The sequence below is a fragment of the Sphingobium xenophagum genome, assembly GCF_031457465.1.
Taxonomy (GTDB): domain Bacteria; phylum Pseudomonadota; class Alphaproteobacteria; order Sphingomonadales; family Sphingomonadaceae; genus Sphingobium; species Sphingobium xenophagum_A.
The window spans coordinates 49,125-68,304 of record NZ_JAVDWV010000013.1 but is presented as its reverse complement, the minus strand read 5'-3'; the positions used below and the strand labels follow the sequence as shown (position 1 = coordinate 68,304).

Below are 19,180 nucleotides of genomic sequence, written 5' to 3'. Positions count from 1 at the left end.
TCAATGCAACTGCGAACCGTCGAGCACGGTCAAAGCCTTGACGGCTTGCGCGCTCGCGGTGCGGACATCCTCAGGGGCAGCGACCATGCCACGCTTGGTCAGCGCGCCGCCCGGTGCCCAATTGGCGGCAAAGGCATTGAGAAAGCCCTGCAGCCCCGGAATGGCGGCCATATGCGCCTTCTTCACATAGATATATATGGGGCGCGCACCGGGATATTGGCCGGACGATACGGTTTCATAGGATGCCTCGATCCCGTCGATCGGGATATCCTTGAGCGTCGCGCGATTTTCTTCCAGGAAGCTGAAGCCGAACACGCCGACCGCATTGGGGTTGGCACCCAGCTTCTGCACGATCAGATTGTCATTCTCGCCCGAATCGACATATTTGCCGTCCTCGCGAACGCGGGTGCAGGTCGCCTTAAATTCGTCCTCGCTTTTTTCCTTGAGCGCCTTCATCGCCGGATCGCTCTGGCATCCCTTTTCCAGGATCAATTCTGCGAGCGAATCGCGCGTGCCGCTGGTGGACGGTGGGCCGAACACCGAAATGGTGATGGCGGGCAGGCTGGGGTCGACATCCTTCCAGGTCTGCGTCTTGTTCGGCCCCGTGCCATAAGGATTGGCGGCCAGCGCCTCATAGACGATCTTGGGGGTCAGCTTGTAACCGGGGCCGTTCTTTGATTCAGCAAAGGCCAGCCCATCGACGCCGATCTGAACCTCGATGATATCGGTGACGCCATTGCCTTGGCACAGGTCGAACTCGGCCTTCTTCATCCGGCGCGATGCGTTGGCGATGTCGGGATATTGCGCGCCGACGCCGCTGCAGAACAGCTTCATGCCGCCGCCGGTGCCGGTCGATTCGATGATCGGCGACTTCATGCCCGGATTGGTCTGAACGAACAGTTCGGATGCGGCCGTGGCGAAAGGATAGACGGTGGAGGAGCCGACCGCGCGGATCTGGTCGCGGGTCGCGCTGGCGCCACCCTGATCACCGCAAGCGGCAAGGCCAAGGACGCTCAGCGCCGTGGCAGCGAGCAAGGCGAATCTCTTCACGGAAAACCTCCATAGACTAAGGCCGCGATTCGCATGTCGCCGCCCCCTAGGGCAGTGCGTCTAGCTGCGGACCATCGCGCCTTTGTGACAGTCAGGTTTCATTTTCATGACATGGTGCCCGAAAGCGCCGATGGCCGCCGCCGTTCATCGGTCTTTGCTACCCCCTCATCGGTCGCTGGCGGCAGCAATATGGTGATGGTTGTACCTTTCCCCAGCGTGCTGGCTATGTCCAGTCGCCCACGATGCCGCTCGACAATATGTTTGACGATGGCCAAGCCAAGCCCCGTGCCGCCCATCGCTCGGCTGCGCCCCGAATCGACGCGATAGAAACGCTCGGTCAGGCGTGGCAGATGATCGGGGCCTATGCCTTCGCCCTCGTCCGCCACGGCTAGCCGCGTCATGCCGCTCGGTCCCTCGGTCAGCGTAACGCGAATCGGCGTGTCGGGCCGACCATATTTCACCGAATTGCCGATCAGATTATGCACCAGTTGCGACAATTGCGCGCGATCGCCCAGCACCGGGGGCAGCGAATGGGCGATCTCCATCTCCACATCGCGGCCGCGTGCGCCATGGCTGGACCGGAATATGCCGACCACTTCGGCGACCAGTTCCGACAGGTCGACCGCACCGTCGGGCGCGCGATATTTTTCTGCCTCAATGCGCGAGAGCGAGATGAGATCGTCGATCAGCCGCTGCATCCGCCGCGCTTCGCCGTCCATGATCTTAAGGAAGCGTTGCCGCGTTTCATGGTCCTTGCCCAGTTCCGGGTCGGCCAGCGTCTCGATGAAACCCAATATCCCGGCCAACGGCGTGCGCAGCTCGTGGCTCGCATTGGCGACGAAATCGACCCGCATCCGTTCCGCCGCATGGGTGCCGCTATGATCGACCAGATGCACGAGGCGCCGCATCGACGTCACCGCGCCCACCGGCGCCACGCGCATCTGCCAGCGCTGCTCGCGACTGCCCAGGCCCACCAGTTCGATCATGAAGGGATCGGCCAGCGGCGCAGTGCTTGCCAGCCGTTCGGCCGCAGCGGGATGACGGATGGCGATCCGCGCATCGTCGCCTTCGATATGCGCGCCCAGCAAACGCTGCGCTGCGCGATTGGCGCGCACGATCTTGCCCTTTTCCACCAGCATCAGCGGATCGGAAATCCCTTCCAGCAATGTCGGAAAATCGGGATGGTCGATCAGGTCTGGCTGTTCGATCGGGGGGGCAGGCTGGTCCGGCTCCGGGTCGTGACCGTGCGCCGCGATCAGCAAGACGACAAGCCCCGCCAGAATCGGCAGGGCAATGCCAACGGGCGAAGCGCCAAGCAACAAGGCGCCGCCCGTGCCCAGCATAAGCACGGCAAGCGACGCGGTAATCTGGGAAATGCTGAGTCGATTCATGGTTACCGCACTGGATTTGTCGCGCAAAGACTGCAAAGACCTTGGTCCAATAGCGTGCAATCATTACGCTTTGGCAAGCGCGAGATGCGGAACAGGACGATATGAGCGAGCAGATGCCCGATCAGGACGGTCCCCAGATGGACGAAACCGCCTCCGAGCCGGCCGTCGCCTCGCGTCGCCAATTGTTGATGGGTGGGGCCATGGCGGCGTCCGCCATCGTCTCGATCCGCCCCGCGCTCGCCAACACCGCCGCTTCGGTCCTCAACTGCACCATCCCGGTGCCCGACAATAGCCGGGCGGGCAATTTCATCGCACCCAACGGTCAGGTCGTGCCTGCGGGCACCCCTGGAGCCTTTCCCGGTACGGGTCGCAGCTTCACCGGCGAACAGGTGAAGCAAGCCTTGCGAGGCCGCCCGCTGCCCGGCACCGGCTATCAGCAAAATCAGGCCTATCTCAATTATATCCGCCGCCTCCAATCGGGGCAGAGCGGCTTCACCTGCTACGCCTCGCTGCAGATGCCACGCTGAGCTGAAGCGCCACTTTTCCGCGACTACCCTAGCTGCAACGATCAGGACGAATACGGCTTTGCCGCGTTGAGGACGTCGAACCTGCGAAGGTTCGATCCAACGCAAGGGCAGCCCCATGTTCCACTTCCGCCAATCCCCGGCGCATGCCCTGTCGGTCGCAGTTTATCTCTACGAGCCGGGCGATGGCGGGCTTGATCGGGTCGCGATCCTGCTGGCCAATCATCTTCTGCGTCGCGGCGTGCGCGTCGAATTGTGGATGGCGCGCACCGACGGGCCGACGGCGCATCTGATCGACCCGGCGCTGACCGTCCGCCGCCTTCCCGCGCCCGGTGGCAACCGGCGGCTGGCGATGATCGCGCAATGGCCTGCGCTCGCCCGGCTGGTCCGGCGGCATCGCCCCGACATCCTCTATTCGGCGGGTAACCAGAGCAATATGCTCGTCGCGCTCGCTGCGCTGGGCACCGCGACGCAGGCGGTCGCGCGCATTTCCAATCCGATCCAGCGCCCCGGCAGCCACGGCCTTGCTGCCCAGGCCCGGCTCCTCCGCTTTCGCACCATCGCGCGGCTCAGCGCCCTGACCATCGTGATGGGCCAGCATGATCGCGCCCTGCTGGCGGACAGCGGCCCCGTGCGCCTGCTCCCCCGTCCGACCGTTACCCCCATGATGGATCAGGCCCGCGCCGCCCGCTTGCCCTGCGATCCCGCCGCGCCCGTGCGCCTGCTGATGGTAGGCCGCCTGACCGTGCAGAAGGATCAGGCAACGGCGCTCGACGCCTTGGCGCTGCTGCCCCATCTCGACTGGCAGTTGACGATCGCTGGCCAGGGTCCGCTGCGCGCCGCCCTCCAGAAGCAATGCGTTGCGCTCGGCATCGTCGACCGCGTACATTTTATCGGCTTCGTCGGTGACCCGCATCAACTCGCCACGTTGATGGGCCAAGCCGATCTGCTGCTCCAACCCTCCCGCTGGGAGGGCCTCTGCGCCACCCTGATCGAAGCCCTGGCCTGCGGCGCGGGCGTAGTCGCGACCGACAGCACGCCCAATATCCACCCGGTCCTCGCCGCCGCTGCCCAGCATCCCCCGGTGCCCACCGGCGATCCCGCTGCCTTCGCCCGCGCCATCGAACGCGCGCTGCGCCAGCCCGCCGACCCCGCGACGCTGGCCGCCGCCGTGCGCGATCATCATGTCGATCGCGCGCTCGACGGCTATTGGCGCGCCTTCACGGCCCTCGCCGATCACCCCGAAACCCGCGCCCGGCCATCGCCAGCCCTGCGCTGATACGTTAGGCACTTGGCTACGCTTCCGCGCTAGTGGGAAGCGAAAGCAGCAGGGTGCCGAACTATGGACAACAGCCTATCCTATCGACGCGATACGGCCGACGCGCTGCTCCGTTGCGCACTCGAAGACCTGACCCTGCTCTATCATCGCCGGTCGGGTCAGACCCACATGGTCATTAGCCCGGTCCCTGAACTGCTTGACCGCATGGCCGATGGCGCCCCCGTCACCGCGCACTTACTGCATGACCGGCTGGCGCAGGAATTCGACCTCGGTCCACCGGGCGAAGCCCTCGCCGAAATCGCCGCCCATCTCGCTGCGCTGGCCGCGCTAGGCCTGGTGCGTCCGGCATGAACCATGCGCTGACCCTGCGCATCGGCCCCGCCACCTTCCGCATCGGCGCGGCCTGGCCCCAACCGCTTGCGCAGTTGCAACGCCTCTATGCCGCCTATCCCGATATGACCGGCGAGATCGCCGACTTCACTGTCCGCCTCCAGCCGACCAGCACGCTGCGCCGCTGGGTGCGCCCCTCCATCTTCATCACCGGCGACCATGGCCTGGCCGATGCCGCGCCGATGAGTCTCTCGCACGGTCTGCTCGCGGCGGAGATGGGCATGAATCTCCAGATGGCGCTCGGCTGGCGACGGCATTTGCTGCTCCACGCATCGAGCGTCGAAAAGGACGGCCGCGTGCTGGTGATGACCGGCGAGTCCGGGTCGGGCAAATCCACCTTGGCGGCGCTGCTGGGCGAACGTGGCTGGCGCTTCATGGGCGATGAATTTGCGATGCTCGACTTCGACAGCGGCGCGATCCTGCCATTCCCCCGCCTCGTCAGCCTGAAAAATCGCGCGATCGACGTGGTCGCCGATGCGGTGGGCGAGGCCCGCATGGGTCCAATGCTCGCCGCCACCGCCAAGGGCGACATCCGCCACATGGTCCCCCGCGCAGATGCGGTCGCGCGCATGGGGGAGGGGGCGATGCCCGCCCTGCTACTCTTTCCCCGCTTCGGCCATGCCGCCGATATCCGTCCGGTCGGGCAGGGCGAAATCTTCATGCGTCTGACGCAGGCCTCGACTAACTATGTCGCGCTCGGCGAACCCGCCTTCACCGCTCTGACCCGCTTCGTGCGCGACGTGCCCGCCCGCGCCATCGACTTCCCGACCGGCGAGGATGCCATCGCCATGGTCGAAACGCTGTGGGAGGAGCTCGCATGAGCGCCGCGCTGTTGGTCCGCGCGTTGCGCAACCCCGCGTCCGTCACGACACTCGATGCGACAGGCTGGAACGGCCTGATCGCCGCAGCCCGCGCCGAACGGTTGATCGGCACGCTCGCCTTCCGCCTCGCCGACGTTCCCGTCCCACCAGCCGTGCAACCGATCCTCGCCGACGCCCGCACCGACGCCGCCCGTGAAGCGCGCCAGGCCTTGTGGGAAGCCGACCGCGCCGTCCAGGCGCTGCGCCCGCTCGACGTGCGGGTCATCCTGCTCAAGGGCACCGCTTATGCGGCAGCCGGATTGCGCGCAGGGGAGGGGCGCTTCATCGGCGATCTCGACATCCTCGTGCCGCGCGACCGGTTGGCAGCGGTCGAGCAGGCGCTGATCGCGGCAGGCTGGGAATGGGTGAAGGAAGACGCCTATGACGACGCCTATTATCGCCAATGGATGCACGAACTCCCCCCGATGATCCACCGCACCCGCGACAGGATGATCGACGTCCATCACACCATCCTGCCGCTCACTGCCCGCCCCACGCCTGATGCCGCCGCGCTGATCGCCGACGCCGAACCAATAGCTAACGGGTTATATATGCTGTCGGCCGAAGACCGCGTCTGCCACGCGGCCGCGCATATGCTGGCCGACGGTGATCTCCAAGGTGGGCTACGCAACCTGTGGGACATATATGGCCTGATCGTCGAATGCGATTCGAGCCTGCTGGACCAGCGTGCGGCCCACCACGGTCTGCGCCCCCATGTGCGGCAGGCACGGCGGCTGGCGCTGGCCCTCTATGGCGAAGGTGCGCGGCTGACCCTGCGGGACCGCCTCGTCCGCGCCCGCCTGCTCGCCCGCGACGGCTGGGGTCGTGAAACCCGCAAGCTACTTGTCTTCGCCTTCTTCCTGCGCTCCCACTGGCTCCGCATGCCCCCCCTGATGCTCGCCCGCCACCTCTGGACCAAATGGCGCAAGGGTCACCGGCCGACATGATATGTCCGCTGATCCGTTCGCCCTGAGCCTGTCGAAGGGCCTTGCTTGTTCCCGCTCTACCGACATGATATGTGTATGATTCTTTAATCGGATACACATCATGCGCACCAATATCGTAATTGACGACGAACTCATGGCGCGGGCCATGCACGCGACCGGCATCAAGACCAAGAAAGAGGCCGTGGAACAGGGGCTACGCACCCTACTGCGCCTGAGCGAACAAGCGGAATTGCGGTCGTTGCGCGGCGCGATCGACTGGGACGGTGATCTTGACGTCCAGCGCTGTGACGAATGATCCTCGTCGATAGCAGCGTCTGGATCGACTATTTTCGCGGTATCGCGACGCCCCAGGCCGACCGTCTCGATAGTCTGTTGGGACGGGAACCCTTGCTGGTCGGCGATCTCATCCTCGCCGAGATATTACAGGGCATTAGTGCCGACCGGGAGTTCGACCGAGTCCGGCGGCTGCTCTTGACCATGGATGTGATCGTCATCGGCGGGGCGGAGGTAGCGATCGATGCCGCTCGGCACTTCCGCCACCTCCGCGCATTGGGCATCACTGTCCGCAAGACGATCGATACGCTGATCGCCACCCGATGCATCCGCGACGGCCATGCGCTGCTTTCCAGCGACCGTGATTTCGACCCTTTCGTTGCGCATCTGGGACTGAGGACCGCGATGGCCTAGAAGCAGGATGCGCTTCTAAGCCGCCATTCCCCTATTTCTCCTTCAATATATTCAGTGCCAGCACCGTCATCGCCTCGCTCGCCGACGCGATCACCTTGTCGGCCTGTGGTGCCCAGAAGGGGCTGTGCAGCGACGGCAGCGTCGCCTGTCCCGCAGCGGCCGCGGCCATCTTGTCGGCGGGGACGCCACCCACCCAGAAGATGAAGCTGTTGATGCTCTTGTCCGCGCGATAGAAGCGGCCGAAATCCTCGCCACCCATCACCGCCGGGGTCTTGACCACCCGATCGTCGGCGAAATGCGCTTTCAGCACACCCGCCATCTGTTCGGCAAATTCGGGCGGGTTGAAAGTCGACGGGGTGAACTCGTCCTTCACGCTCACCACCGGCATCCGATTGTCGGGGATGCCCGCCGCGATCGCCTCGCCGCGCGCGATCCGTTCGATCCCCTTGATCAGCTTCTCGCGCGTCTCATCCGAATAGCTGCGGATGGTCAGCAGCAGCTTGGCCTCGTCGGGGATGATATTATGCTTGGCCCCGGCCTGGAAACTGCCGACCGTCACCACCGCGGGATCTTGCGGCTCCTGCTCACGGCTCACCAAAGTCTGGAGCGATCCCACGATCCGCGATCCCAACACGATCGGATCTCTGGTCGTCTGCGGATAGGCACCATGGCCACCCACGCCGCGCACCACTATGTCCACGCTATCAACATTGGCCAGCGCATAGCCCGGCGTATAGCCGATCTTGCCCGCTTCCAGATTGGCGGCATCATGAAAGGCAATCGCATGGGTCGGCCGGGGGAAGCGCGTATAAAGCCCGTCCTCCAGCATCAGCCGCGCCCCGCGTCCGACTTCCTCGGCGGGCTGGAGGATCATGACCAGCGTACCCTTCCAATCACTCTTGCGCGCCGCCATCAGCTTGGCGGTCTGGATGAAGGCGGTCATATGCGTGTCATGGCCGCAAGCGTGCATCACGCCCGTTTCCACGCCTTCCGGCGTCTTGGTGCGGACCTTGGACGCAAACTCCAGCCCCGTCTGCTCGACCACCGGCAGGCCGTCCATATCGGCGCGGATCAACAGCACCGGGCCGGACCCATTCTTCATCACCGCGACAACCCCCGTGCCGCCAACCTTCTCGGTCACGTCATATTTCATCGCCTTCAACCGCTTGGCGAGCTTGGCGGCGGTGTTGACTTCCTTTTCCGACAGTTCCGGATTGGCATGCAGGTCGCGATACAGCGCCATCAGCCCGTCCATATCCTTGGCGATTTCCGCGCCGATCGCGCTTTGCGCAGGCGGTGCTGCGGCGACCGGGGCATCCGCCGTTTGGGCCGTGGCGATGGACGAAAAGCTGACGGCGGCCATGATGGCCGTAAGCGCGTGGCGCATGCTGATATGTCTCCCTTGGATCGGGGGAGCATAAGCCTATTTTGCGCCGGTTAAAAAGGGGCTGTTTCCAAGGCTGCCCTTGTAAACTTGCGCATAAGGGACTATTTCACATGTGAAAGGAACGATCCGCCGCACGACGCGGCCCGATGATCGTCCTGCCTGCGGCACTTCTCCTTTTTTGGCCCTGATTTTGGCCCTGCCGTCACGAACGCACCATTCCTCGCATCAGGAGCCTGATCCATGGCCCAGACATCGGCATTCTGCCTCACCCAGCAGTCGCTCCACATCGCCCGTTCGCAATCGGAAACCCTGCCCAACACCCGCCGGATCGCGCTTGCCGCTGCCGATGCATGGGGCAAGGAAGCCACCCTCGCCGCCAATGCCGAGCGCCGCCGCGCAACCCGCACGGTCGCGAGCGAAGATGAAGCGATCGTCGCAGAATTTCAGGCCGAAGACGAAGCCGCCGCCCGCGCGGCCGGCTGACCTTTTCCCCTAATCGAAGGAATGGATGATGGCCAAGAGCCAGAAGAAATCGAACAAGGAAGTGCGCAAGCCCAAGGCGGAAAAGCCGCCCAAGGCCAATGCGTCCAACCCGTCCACCAAGGCGGGGCCGGTCGGCATCGTGACGTTGAAGAGCTGATTGATGACGACGCAAACACCTGACGCCGCCACCACGCCAACGCCCGCGCGCACCGCGCCCGGCCGACGCTTCACGCCCCGCAACGCCGTGCGCCTTGCACCCGATGCGGCGGAACGGCAAGGTCGCGTGACGCGCCTTGCTATCGAGGCACTGGGCGCTTCCGCTGCGATCCTGTTCCTCAACAGCGAACATGACGGCCTGTCCGACCGGCCACTCCCGCTGGCGACCGCCAGCGAAGATGGCCTGCAATCGGTGCTGCGCCTGCTGGAGCCAGCGGCCGCCTGAACGAACCGGCGACGGCGCTTTATTGCGCCGTCCAACCCCCGTCGATGCTCATATTCGCGCCGGTGATGTTTGCGGCGGCATCACTGCACAGGAACAGCGCCATCGCCGCGACCTGTTCGACCGTCACGAACTCCTTGGTCGGCTGTCCCGCCAGCAGCACGTCGTTCATGACCTGCTCGCGCGTCATGTTCCGCGCCTTCATCGTGTCGGGGATCTGGTTTTCCACGAGCGGCGTCCAGACATAGCCCGGCGAAATGCAGTTGGCGGTGATCCCGAACGTCGCGACTTCCAATGCGACCGTCTTGGTGAAGCCCGCAAGGCCATGCTTGGCAGTGACATAAGCGCTCTTGAACGGTGACGCCGCCTTGCTGTGCGCGCTCGCCGTCTGGATGATACGCCCCCATTTCTTCGACTTCATATAGGGCACGGCCAGCCGGGTCGTGTGGAAGGCGCTGGTCAGGTTGAGCGCGATGATGAGGTTCCACTTGTCGACCGGAAAATCCTCGACCGGCGACACATGCTGCGTACCGGCATTGTTGATCAGGATGTCGACGCCGCCAAAGGCGTCGGCCGCCTGCGCCATCATCGCCTCGATCTCGTCGGCCTTGGTCAGGTCATGGCCGCTATAAAGCGCCTTGGCACCGCTCAGCGATTCCAGTTCCAGCCGTTCCTTCTCGATCGCATCGGCATCGCCAAAGCCGTTGATGACGACATTCGCCCCTTCACCCGCCAGTGCCTTGGCATAGGCAAGGCCGATGCCCGACGTGGAACCCGTGATGAGGGCGGTCTTGCCTGTCAGGGACTTGCTCATGCCTTTTTCTCCTTGAGATGGTCGGGGGCGTCGAGATCGAAGGTCGAACTCTTGCCGTTCAGGATGTTGCGCGCGATCAGGTCGCCCTTGTGCATCACTTCTTCCACCGCATCGCGGCCCTGCGCCCAGTGGTCCAACATGGTCGAGCGCGAAAATTCAAAGTCCTTCGCCCCACTTTCCCAATCGCGCGTGCGATAGATAAGGTGGACGATGTTGACCGATCCGACATCGAGAATCTCGCGCAGCTTTTGCGCTTCCGGCTTATCCCGCAGTTCAGGGGGTAGTTTGTCGAGCAGTGCCTTGATCGCGCCATGCTCGCGCCGCAGCCGCAGATGTTGATCGGTAACCTGGCGGGTTCGGCTGGAAAACTGAATGTCCTTGGCGCGCGAATAGACATCGGTCATCTGGCGCGGCATCGGCCCTTCGGCGGGGAAGAGATCGACCTGAAACACCAGCATGTCCTCGGTCTGGTGGTCGAGCACATGGGCGAGCGGCGTGTTCGACACAATGCCCCCGTCCCAATACCAGCGCCCGTCAATCTCGACCGGCGGCAGGCCGGGCGGCAAAGCGCCCGATGCCATGATGTGCCGCGCGTCGATTCGCGTATTGCCGCCGGGGCCGCGCGTATCCCAATAGGCGAAATTACCGGTCTCGACATCGACCGCGCCGACCGACAGCCTAACCGGGCCGTCATTGAGCAAATCCCAGTTGACGCAGGCATCGAGCGTCTCCTTGAGCGGCGCGCTGTCATAGAAGCTGATCGCACCCGCGGTGCCTTCGGGCATCAGCGTCGCTGGCCACAGGCGCGGGCGGAACATGCCGGGGACGCCAAAGCTCGCAACCGTCCCGGCCGCCAGCAAATGCATGGCTTCTCGGATCTTGTCGATTTCCGGCAGGATGATGTTGGGCATGCCGCCCGACACGGTGTACCAAAACTTCTTCAAACGGCTGATCCGGCGGTGCGGCTCATTGCCTGCGATGATCGCGGCGTTGATCGCGCCGATGGAAATGCCCGCAACCCAGGTGACATCGACACCCAGTTCGTCGAGTCGCTCATAAGCGCCGGACTGGTAGGAACCGAGCGCACCGCCGCCCTGCAGCAACAGTGCGACTTCGCGGGGAAGGGGCAGCGGCGTACGCGCACGGCGCAGCGGCTTGGGGTGGATGGGGGGATCACTATCAGCCATGTCGCAGTGCAATATAGGGTTTGAGCCTCGCAATCCAACGCATAGTGGCAGGTAAATTATTCGCCGCTTTGCAACCCCATGGCGCTCGCGATGGTTTCCAGCCGTCAGGGAATCGCGTAGGCCGCGATGATGACAGGGAGGGCGTGATGCGGCTCGACGACGAACAGGAAAGCGGCAATTTCGAAGTGCAGGGCGGCCGGGGCGGGGGTGGCGGCCTTGGCGGCGGCCTGGGCATGCTGTTGCCGTTGATCGGTAGTCGCTTTGGCTGTGGTGGCATCGCCGTGGTGCTGGTCATCATGGTGGTGATGGGTATGAACCCGCTCAGCCTGATCGGCGGCGGTGGTGGTGGCCAGCCGGTGCAGACGGAGCGCCCGGCGACAACCGAACTCACCGACATTCAGCGCACCTCGCTCAAGGTGCTGGGCTCGACCGAGCGCCGCTGGGCGGACATCTTCAAGGCAGAGGGGCAGCAATATCCGCCGCCGACGCTGGTTTTCTATACGCAGAACGGCCAGTCGGGCTGCGGCGCGGCGCAGTCGGCCATGGGGCCATTCTACTGCCCGGCCGATCAGCGTATCTATATCGACACCGACTTCTTCAACGAGATGGAAAGCCGCTTTAACGCGCCGGGCGACTTCCCGATCGGCTATATCATCGCGCATGAAGTGGGCCATCATATCCAGACCATCACCGGCACCGCCGACAAGGTCCGCGCGGCACAACGCCGGGCCAGCGAGGCGGAGGGCAATGCGCTCCAGGTCAAGATGGAATTGCAGGCCGACTGCTATGCCGGCGTCTGGGCGGCTCGCGATACGAATCTGATGGAAGCGGGCGATCTGGAAGAAGGCATGCGCGCGGCCGAGGCGATCGGCGACGATACGCTGCAAAAAGCGGCCGGCCGTCGGCCAGTGCCCGAATCCTTCACGCATGGCAGCGGCGCGCAACGTCAGGCTTGGCTGCGCAAAGGCCTTTCGACCGGCGATCCGGCGCAATGCGACACGTTCAGCGGTGCGCTGTGAGGCCTATTCGGCGTTGGGTGAGCCGGGCGGGGCCGACAGAGGCGAGAAGGCCGGCGTGCCGGTCATTGCGGGTGCGTCAGGCAGGCCTGAGCCGGGAACGAGGGTTGGCTGGCCCGCACCAGGCATAGGCTGTCCAAAATTTGCGGGCGGCGCAACGGGCGGAGCCTGCGGCGCGATGACAGGCGGCGCGACGGGCTGTGGCACGAAATCCGCTGTCTCCATGGCCACGCTTTCCGGCGAAGCAGGTGCCTTTGGCACCACCGCCTCCACCATCATGACGAGGAGGGGCGCGCCCAGCAGCGTGGCAATGGCGAAATTGCGATAGAGCATGGCAGCATGTCCCGTGACACTGGCGACGATGCTGCAAGGCCTTAGGGATTAAGGGTTAACAAAGCCCTTTCTGGCCGCTCAACTCAATGCTGGTCGAGCTTGTTCAACAACGCCATCATGTCGTCGGGCAAGCCGCCGCGCGGGGGGCTGTAGGTCTTGCGCAGCGCATTGCCAATGCCTTCATAAGGGGCAGGCAGCGATACGGTGACGATCCGGCCCTTGTCGCCGTCCCCTCCCGTTGCCGATCGGCAAGCATATTTGCGCTGCATTTCCATAAAGCTCAGAACGGCCGGGGTGCCGAAAAGTTTCTGGCATTCGTCGCATGGTCGCGCGATAGCCCGCGCAAAGATGGGAGAGAGTGAGTGACGGACTGGTCGGAAACGCAGGCGCGGATACGAGCGCATTCGCCCTTTCTGGCGCGTGTGCTGGATCGTTTGCCTGCTTTGGCGGACTGTCTGGCCACAGGCGATTTCGACGCAGCGCTGGCGATGGCCCATGCGGCAGGTAGCCCACAGGATGGGGTAGCCCGATCGCTGCGGCGGCGGCGCAACGCCATCGCCCTGACCGTCGCGGCGGCAGACTTGTCGGGAGCGTGGGATCTGGACCGGGTCACCCGCACCTTGTCCGACTTTGCCGACGCGGCTTTGGAAGAGGCGCTCGCGGCCGCCATGCAGGAACGCTATCCCGACATGCCCCATCGCGGTTTCGTCGTGCTGGCGCTCGGCAAGCATGGCAGCCGCGAACTCAACTATTCTTCGGATATCGACCCGATCCTGCTCTATGATCCGGCGACCCTACCGCATCGCGATCGCGAGGATGTCGCCGACGCCGCCGTGCGGATTGCGCGGCGGATGACCGAATTACTGAGCGCGCCAGATGGCGACGGCTATGTCTTTCGCGTCGATCTGCGGCTGCGCCCGTCGCCCGAAGCGACGCCGATCGCGCTGCCGGTGGAGGCGGCGATCGGCTATTATGAGTCGATGGCGGTTGGCTGGGAACAGGCCGCTTTCATCCGTGCGCGTGCCGCGGCAGGCGACAAGGCTCTGGGCGATTATTTCCTGCGTCAGATCCGCCCTTTCGTCTGGCGGCGCAGTCTCGATTTCGGGGCGATCGACGCCATCGTCGACATCAGCCGCCGCATCCGCGACCATTATGCGCAAGGACAGGCGTTCGGCCTCGGCTATGATCTGAAGCGGGGTCGTGGCGGCATCCGCGAAGTCGAATTTTTCGCGCAGGTGCATCAGTTGATCCATGGCGGGCGCAATCCCGCGCTGCGGTCAGGCAACACGCGCGAGGCGTTGCGCGCGCTGGCGGGCGCAGGCGTGATCGAACACGACGTCGCGGCTCGGCTCGATGCCGCTTATGTCCTCCTGCGCACCATCGAACATCGGCTGCAGATGGTCGAGGATCTCCAGACCCACCAACTGCCCAGGACCGAGGCCGCGCTCGACAATGTCGCGCGGCTGCACGGCCTTGCCGATGGCCCCGCGCTGCTCGCCCTATTGACACCGCATGTCGAATGGGTCGGCCGCAATTACGACCGGCTGACCCCACAGACCGACGACACGTCGCTCTCCCATGACGAGGATCGGCTGAAGGGCCAGTTGCTCGCCATGGGCTTTGTCGATGCGGACACGCCGCTCGCTCGCATTGCGCGCTGGCGCGGCGGCACGATCCGCGCGCTGCGCAGCGGTCCTTCGCGCGAGGCGCTGGAGGCGCTGCTGCCCGGCCTGATGCGCGCGATCGCCAAGGCCCCCGACACCGCCCGCGCGCTCAACCGGCTCGACGACATGATCGCCCGGCTGCCGAGCGCGATCAATTTCTTCAAACTGCTCGCCGCCCGGCCCGCGTTGGTCGAACTGCTTGCCGAGATACTAAGCCATGCCCCCACGCTGGCCGACGCACTGGCCCGCCGCGTCGAACTGATCGACGGGCTGATCGACGCCACCGCCTTCGACCCGCCGCCCTCGGTTGAAGGGCTGACCGCCCAGCTTGGCGCGCTGGAGCCGGGCGAGGATTATCAGGCGCTGCTCGACCGCGTGCGCCAGCGGGTGGGCGATCGCCGCTTCGCGCTGGGGGTACAGATCATCCGTGGCGGCGATCCGCTCGAAGCCGCGCGCGGCTATGGTCGCGTGGCCGAGGCCGCGATCGAGACGTTGGCCAATGCGACCATCACCGAGTTCGAAGCTGCCCATGGCCGGGTGCCGGGCGGCGAACTGGTCATATTGGCGCTGGGCCGGATGGGCGGCGGCCTGCTGACCCACGCCTCCGACCTCGATCTCATCTATCTCTTCACCGGCGATTTTCAGACCGAGTCAGACGGGCCCCGGCCACTCGGCGCGACGCTCTATTTCAACCGTCTGGCCCAGCGCGTCACCAACGCGCTGTCGGTCCATACCGCCTCCGGCCCGCTTTATGAGGTCGATACAAGGCTGCGGCCATCGGGCGCGCAGGGGCTGCTGGCGGTCAGTTTCGACAGTTTCGCCAAATATGAACGCGAAGCCGCCTGGACCTGGGAGCATCTGGCGCTCACCCGCGCCCGGCCTGTGTTCGGATCGCCCGAAGCTCGCGCCGCACTGGAGGCCATCCTCACCGAAACATTGCACCGCCCCCGCGACTTTGACGAGTTGGCGCGGCAGGCAGTACAGATGCGGCGGGACATCGCGACCCACAAGCCGCCTGCCAGCGATCTCGACGTCAAGCTGGTGCCCGGCGGCCTGGTCGATCTCGAATTTCTGATCCACGTCTCGCAATTCCGCCATAACATGGCGTTCGACCCGGATCTCGGCAAAGCGCTGGCGGACCTTGTCGCTGCCGGGCATCTGCCCGCCGATCTTTTCGCCGCGCACGATCTTATCACCCGCTATCTCGTCGTCTCGCGCCTCGTCGCGCCCGGATCGACCGAACCGGCCGAAGCGACCCGCCCGCTCGTCGCGCGCGCCTGCGGCGCTGACCATTGGGACAGTCTGCTTGAAAGCTATGCGCAGGCGCGGCAAAGCGTCGGTCAGGCCTGGGCCGCGCTCGCCGCGCCCTATTTGGAGGATATATGATGCTGCAACAGGGCGACGCCATCCCAACAGGGACGATCAAGGACGCAGACGGCGTGGAATTCACGCTGGCCCGCTATGCAGGCAAGCCGCTCGTCGTCTATTTCTATCCCAAGGCGGACACGCCGGGCTGCACCAACGAAGCGAAGGATTTTACCGCGCTGGCCGACGAATTTGCGGCAGCGGGCGTGCCGGTCGTGGGCGTGTCGAAGGACAAACCCGCCAAGCTGCGCAAATTCGCCGACAAATATGGCCTGTCGGTGATCCTGGCCTCGGACGAGGAAGGCACGCTGTGCGAGGCGTTCGGCACCTGGGTCGAAAAATCCATGTATGGCCGCTCCTATATGGGCATCGAACGCGACACCTTCCTGTTCGATGCGGACGGCCGCCTGCAGCGTGTCTGGCTCAAGGTAAAGGTCAAGGGGCACGCGCAGGAGGTGCTTGAGGCGGCGCAGGCGCTTTGAGCCTGCCTGCTGGCGTTACCAGCGTAGGCGCAGCCTGCGCCCACGTCCTGCTGACCGCCGATCCCATCGCCAAGCTCATGGCCGCCCGTGCAACCGCGCGGGCGTGGCGGCTCGGACATCTGGCCCATCATTTCGATGTGGCCATGCCCGATCGACCCGCGCGCCCGGCGACGCCTGAATTGCTGCCACCAGCGCAGATGCCCCGACGCGGCAAGATCGGGTCGGACCGGGCGCGGATCGCCATGATCCACGCGCTCGCCCATATCGAATTTGTCGCGATCGACCTCGCCTTCGACTTGATCGGTCGCTTCGGCGCCCAGTTTCCCGCTGCCTTCACGGACGAATGGATGCGCGTCGGCGCGGACGAAGCGATGCATTTCGCTTTGCTCGACCGGCGGCTGCGCCAGATGGGCAGCCATTATGGCGCACTGCCTGCGCATGACGGCCTGTGGCAGGCGGCCATCGAAACGGCGGAGGATGCGCTCGCCCGCCTCGCCATCGTGCCGATGGTACTGGAAGCGCGCGCGCTCGACATCACGCCCGCGACGGTCGAGCGGTTCGACCAATCGGGTGATGAACCCACCGTCAAAATCCTGCGCCGGATTCTCGTCGACGAGATTCGCCATGTCCAAGCCGGGACGAACTGGTTTGTCACGGAGGCGAACCGAAGGAACCTAAATCCACCGATTCATTACCAAATGCTGGTGAAACGCCATTTTCGGGGCAGCGTTAAACCGCCGTTCAACGACTCGGCGCGTCGACAGGCCGGTTTGACCCACGAATTCTACGCCGCGCTTGCAACCTGACCGCCAATTTGCAGTCTATGTCTGGCGGGGGCGATCTAGGTCGCCAAGAAAAACACGGGAAGCGCCGACAGGCAATCAAGCCTGCGGTGACATAAGTCGGGGTCGGCATGCTGTTTCTTCAATCGATCAATGCTGGTGCATCCAATTTGTTCCAGAGTGCAGCGAAAGCCGCGAAAATTTTTGGAAGCATCGCAATGGTCGGAACGCTCTGTGCGGCGATGCCCGCCCAGGCGACCGAAGATGACGATCCCTATGGCGAAGTGACCGAAGCGGCGGCTACCCAGTCAGCCCCGGTCGATGCTGCCTTCTCCAACATCTTTTCCAGCCTGCAGCGGATGGATGGCACGCCCAAGGCGACCGCTTACATCCCGTCGGGCCGCCCGGTTGAAAAGCTCTCGTTGACGTCGAACTACGGCACCCGTTCCGATCCGTTCAACGGCCAGGCCCGCATGCACAAGGGCATAGACATTCCCGGTCCCGTCGGCACCCCCATTTATGCAACCGCCGACGGCATCGTCAGCCGCTCCGGCTGGGCCAGCGGCTACGGCAACCTCGTTCAGATCTCGCATGGCGGTGGCATGGAAACGCGCTACGGCCACATGTCGAAGCTGATCGTACCGGCCAACAGCTATGTGAAGCGCGGCCAGGTCATCGGCCTGATGGGCTCGACCGGCCGTTCCACCGGCAGCCACCTTCATTATGAAGTCCGCGTCGATGGCGCGGCGATCAATCCCATCCCCTTCGTCGCCGGTCCCGACTATCTGGTCGCGGTGAACACCAAGCCGCCGGTCGCCATGGGCGGCCCGACCAAGGCGCAGGAAAAAGCAGCCGATTGATCGCCCTTTTCCGACTTTCGCAAAAGGCCCGGCACCCCATGGGTTGCCGGGCCTTTTGCGTGCGCCTATCTAGGGTACATGACCGACATTGATATCACCCCGTCTGCCGCCGCGCGTGTCGCCGCGATCGCTGCCAAACAGGGCAAGCCCGCGATCCTGCGGCTGGCCGTGGAGGGGGGCGGCTGTTCGGGCTTCCAATATCGCTTCGGCCTCGCCGATCAGATCGATGCCGAAGATGTATCGGTCGAGCGCGACGGCGTGACCCTGGTGGTCGATGACGTCAGCCTCGACCTGGTACGCGGATCTGCAGTCGATTTCGTATCGGACCTTGGCGGTGCGGCCTTCAAGGTGACCAACCCCAATGCGACCGCAGGCTGCGGTTGCGGCACCAGCTTCTCGGTCTGATAGCCAAGCGCTGTTCCAACCCCTAGGGACGGGGGCGAGGAGAATCGTCCATGCGTATCGCCACCTTCAACATCAACGGCATCAAGGCACGCCTGCCGCGCCTGCTGGAATGGCTGGACGAAACGCGGCCCGACATCGCCTGCCTGCAAGAGATCAAGACCTCCGACGAAACCTTCCCGGTGAAGGACATCGAAGAGGCCGGTTATGGCGTGATCTGGCATGGGCAAAAGGGTTTCAACGGCGTCGCCATCCTCGCGCGCGGCGAGACCCCGGTCGAAGTCCGGCGCGGCCTCGACGGTGAGCCGGAGGACGAGCATAGCCGCTATCTGGAGGCCGATGTGAAGGGCGTGCGCGTCGCCAGCATTTACCTGCCCAACGGCAATCCGCAGCCCGGCCCCAAATTCGACTACAAACTCCGCTGGATGCAGCGCCTTCGCAACCGCGCCGCCGAGATATGGGCGGAGGAAGTGCCTGCGATCCTGGCAGGCGACTATAATGTCATCCCCCGCGACGATGACACCTATTCCGTCAAGGCGATGGCCAATGATGCGCTGATGCAGCCCGAAAGCCGCGCCGCCTATCGCCGGATGCTGGCCGATGGCTGGACCGACGCGCTGCGCAGCCGCCATCCCGCTGGCGGCGTTTGGACCTATTGGGATTATCAGATGAACAGTTGGCCACGCGACGCCGGCTTTCGCATCGACCATCTGCTGCTCAGCCCCGCCGCCGCCGACCGCCTTGTCGACGCGCAGGTCGATCGGGACTTTCGCGGGCGGGAAAAGGCCAGCGACCATGCGCCAACCTGGGTGGAATTACGCGGCTGAGGCGGGGCTGA

General features: G+C 64.5%; 24 protein-coding genes. 17 read left to right on the top strand and 7 right to left on the bottom strand.

Annotated elements, in window-relative coordinates:
- Together J2W40_RS14415 and J2W40_RS14410 are read right to left on the bottom strand one after the other, a co-directional pair.
- Complete coding sequence (locus J2W40_RS14415; RefSeq protein ID WP_310225995.1) at nt 1-1,050, bottom strand: substrate-binding domain-containing protein; 1,050 nt, start codon at nt 1,048-1,050, stop codon at nt 1-3.
- 104 nt (nt 1,051-1,154) lie between these two features.
- Nucleotides 1,155-2,441, bottom strand: coding sequence for an ATP-binding protein (locus tag J2W40_RS14410; protein ID WP_310225992.1), 1,287 nt, complete (start codon nt 2,439-2,441; stop codon nt 1,155-1,157).
- A gap of 101 nt (nt 2,442-2,542) precedes the next feature.
- On the opposite strand from J2W40_RS14410, the gene J2W40_RS14405 reads away from it, so the two are divergent.
- From J2W40_RS14405 to vapC, 7 genes are all read left to right on the top strand, one after another.
- Nucleotides 2,543-2,968: a hypothetical protein gene (locus J2W40_RS14405; RefSeq protein ID WP_310225990.1), complete on the top strand. Its 426-nt coding sequence runs from the start codon at nt 2,543-2,545 to the stop codon at nt 2,966-2,968.
- A 115-nt stretch (nt 2,969-3,083) separates the two neighbouring features.
- A complete protein-coding gene (locus J2W40_RS14400) occupies nt 3,084-4,244 on the top strand; it encodes a glycosyltransferase (protein ID WP_310225988.1) in 1,161 nt (386 codons plus the stop codon).
- A gap of 63 nt (nt 4,245-4,307) precedes the next feature.
- Nucleotides 4,308-4,595 carry an HPr-rel-A system PqqD family peptide chaperone gene (locus J2W40_RS14395; RefSeq protein ID WP_310225986.1) on the top strand — a complete coding sequence of 96 codons (288 nt, stop codon included), beginning with the start codon at nt 4,308-4,310 and terminating at the stop codon, nt 4,593-4,595.
- Complete coding sequence (locus J2W40_RS14390) at nt 4,592-5,455, top strand: HprK-related kinase A (RefSeq protein ID WP_310225984.1); 864 nt, start codon at nt 4,592-4,594, stop codon at nt 5,453-5,455. Before J2W40_RS14395 ends, J2W40_RS14390 begins: the two co-directional genes overlap by 4 nt.
- Nucleotides 5,452-6,441: a nucleotidyltransferase domain-containing protein gene (locus tag J2W40_RS14385; RefSeq protein ID WP_310225982.1), complete on the top strand. Its 990-nt coding sequence runs from the start codon at nt 5,452-5,454 to the stop codon at nt 6,439-6,441. Before J2W40_RS14390 ends, J2W40_RS14385 begins: the two co-directional genes overlap by 4 nt.
- Before the next feature lie 100 nt (nt 6,442-6,541).
- The gene (locus J2W40_RS14380) at nt 6,542-6,736 is read left to right on the top strand and encodes a type II toxin-antitoxin system VapB family antitoxin (protein WP_310225980.1); all 195 of its coding nucleotides are present in this window, start codon (nt 6,542-6,544) and stop codon (nt 6,734-6,736) included.
- The gene (gene vapC, locus J2W40_RS14375; protein ID WP_310225978.1) at nt 6,733-7,128 is read left to right on the top strand and encodes a type II toxin-antitoxin system VapC family toxin; all 396 of its coding nucleotides are present in this window, start codon (nt 6,733-6,735) and stop codon (nt 7,126-7,128) included. The genes J2W40_RS14380 and vapC overlap by 4 nt, the downstream gene beginning before the upstream one ends.
- Before the next feature lie 31 nt (nt 7,129-7,159).
- Here vapC and J2W40_RS14370 read toward each other — a convergent pair whose 3' ends face one another.
- Complete coding sequence (locus J2W40_RS14370) at nt 7,160-8,515, bottom strand: amidohydrolase (protein ID WP_310225977.1); 1,356 nt, start codon at nt 8,513-8,515, stop codon at nt 7,160-7,162.
- A gap of 240 nt (nt 8,516-8,755) precedes the next feature.
- Here J2W40_RS14370 and J2W40_RS14365 point away from each other — a divergent pair, with 240 nt between their 5' ends.
- Genes J2W40_RS14365 through J2W40_RS14355 form a run of 3 tightly spaced genes read left to right on the top strand, consistent with a single transcriptional unit; the run spans nt 8,756 to nt 9,440 of the window.
- Nucleotides 8,756-8,998 (top strand): hypothetical protein, encoded by a 243-nt coding sequence (locus tag J2W40_RS14365; protein WP_037475022.1) that lies wholly within the window; start codon nt 8,756-8,758, stop codon nt 8,996-8,998.
- A 25-nt stretch (nt 8,999-9,023) separates the two neighbouring features.
- The gene (locus J2W40_RS14360) at nt 9,024-9,155 is read left to right on the top strand and encodes a hypothetical protein (RefSeq protein WP_310225974.1); all 132 of its coding nucleotides are present in this window, start codon (nt 9,024-9,026) and stop codon (nt 9,153-9,155) included.
- 3 nt (nt 9,156-9,158) lie between these two features.
- The gene (locus tag J2W40_RS14355) at nt 9,159-9,440 is read left to right on the top strand and encodes a hypothetical protein (protein ID WP_069066081.1); all 282 of its coding nucleotides are present in this window, start codon (nt 9,159-9,161) and stop codon (nt 9,438-9,440) included.
- Nucleotides 9,441-9,459: 19 nt separating this feature from the next.
- Here J2W40_RS14355 and J2W40_RS14350 read toward each other — a convergent pair whose 3' ends face one another.
- Nucleotides 9,460-10,251 carry a 3-hydroxybutyrate dehydrogenase gene (locus tag J2W40_RS14350; RefSeq protein ID WP_310225971.1) on the bottom strand — a complete coding sequence of 264 codons (792 nt, stop codon included), beginning with the start codon at nt 10,249-10,251 and terminating at the stop codon, nt 9,460-9,462.
- Nucleotides 10,248-11,438 (bottom strand): patatin-like phospholipase family protein, encoded by a 1,191-nt coding sequence (locus J2W40_RS14345; RefSeq protein WP_310225969.1) that lies wholly within the window; start codon nt 11,436-11,438, stop codon nt 10,248-10,250. The genes J2W40_RS14350 and J2W40_RS14345 overlap by 4 nt, the downstream gene beginning before the upstream one ends.
- 146 nt (nt 11,439-11,584) lie before the next feature.
- Between J2W40_RS14345 and ypfJ the strand changes: the two genes are divergently transcribed.
- Nucleotides 11,585-12,457, top strand: coding sequence for a KPN_02809 family neutral zinc metallopeptidase (gene ypfJ, locus J2W40_RS14340; protein ID WP_310225967.1), 873 nt, complete (start codon nt 11,585-11,587; stop codon nt 12,455-12,457).
- A 3-nt stretch (nt 12,458-12,460) separates the two neighbouring features.
- Here the strand turns inward: ypfJ and J2W40_RS14335 are convergent, their stop codons facing one another.
- Entirely contained in the window at nt 12,461-12,787 is a 327-nt protein-coding gene (locus tag J2W40_RS14335) for a hypothetical protein (RefSeq protein ID WP_310225965.1), read from the bottom strand.
- Nucleotides 12,788-12,870: 83 nt separating this feature from the next.
- On the bottom strand, nt 12,871-13,056 hold the full coding sequence (locus J2W40_RS14330; protein ID WP_310225963.1) for a hypothetical protein: 186 nt from the start codon (nt 13,054-13,056) through the stop codon (nt 12,871-12,873).
- Between the two features lie 93 nt (nt 13,057-13,149).
- Here J2W40_RS14330 and J2W40_RS14325 point away from each other — a divergent pair, with 93 nt between their 5' ends.
- The 6 genes from J2W40_RS14325 to xth all read left to right on the top strand — a co-directional run bounded on the left by J2W40_RS14325 (nt 13,150) and on the right by xth (nt 19,169).
- Complete coding sequence (locus J2W40_RS14325) at nt 13,150-15,837, top strand: bifunctional [glutamine synthetase] adenylyltransferase/[glutamine synthetase]-adenylyl-L-tyrosine phosphorylase (protein ID WP_310225961.1); 2,688 nt, start codon at nt 13,150-13,152, stop codon at nt 15,835-15,837.
- A complete protein-coding gene (gene bcp, locus J2W40_RS14320; protein ID WP_310226158.1) occupies nt 15,837-16,298 on the top strand; it encodes a thioredoxin-dependent thiol peroxidase in 462 nt (153 codons plus the stop codon). Before J2W40_RS14325 ends, bcp begins: the two co-directional genes overlap by 1 nt.
- Complete coding sequence (locus tag J2W40_RS14315) at nt 16,295-17,104, top strand: ferritin-like domain-containing protein (RefSeq protein WP_310225959.1); 810 nt, start codon at nt 16,295-16,297, stop codon at nt 17,102-17,104. The genes bcp and J2W40_RS14315 overlap by 4 nt, the downstream gene beginning before the upstream one ends.
- A 107-nt stretch (nt 17,105-17,211) precedes the next feature.
- The gene (locus tag J2W40_RS14310; RefSeq protein ID WP_310225957.1) at nt 17,212-17,940 is read left to right on the top strand and encodes a M23 family metallopeptidase; all 729 of its coding nucleotides are present in this window, start codon (nt 17,212-17,214) and stop codon (nt 17,938-17,940) included.
- Between the two features lie 78 nt (nt 17,941-18,018).
- Nucleotides 18,019-18,345: an iron-sulfur cluster insertion protein ErpA gene (gene erpA, locus J2W40_RS14305; RefSeq protein ID WP_310225955.1), complete on the top strand. Its 327-nt coding sequence runs from the start codon at nt 18,019-18,021 to the stop codon at nt 18,343-18,345.
- 50 nt (nt 18,346-18,395) lie between these two features.
- Nucleotides 18,396-19,169, top strand: coding sequence for an exodeoxyribonuclease III (gene xth, locus J2W40_RS14300; RefSeq protein ID WP_310225952.1), 774 nt, complete (start codon nt 18,396-18,398; stop codon nt 19,167-19,169).
- Nucleotides 19,170-19,180: the final 11 nt, after the last annotated feature.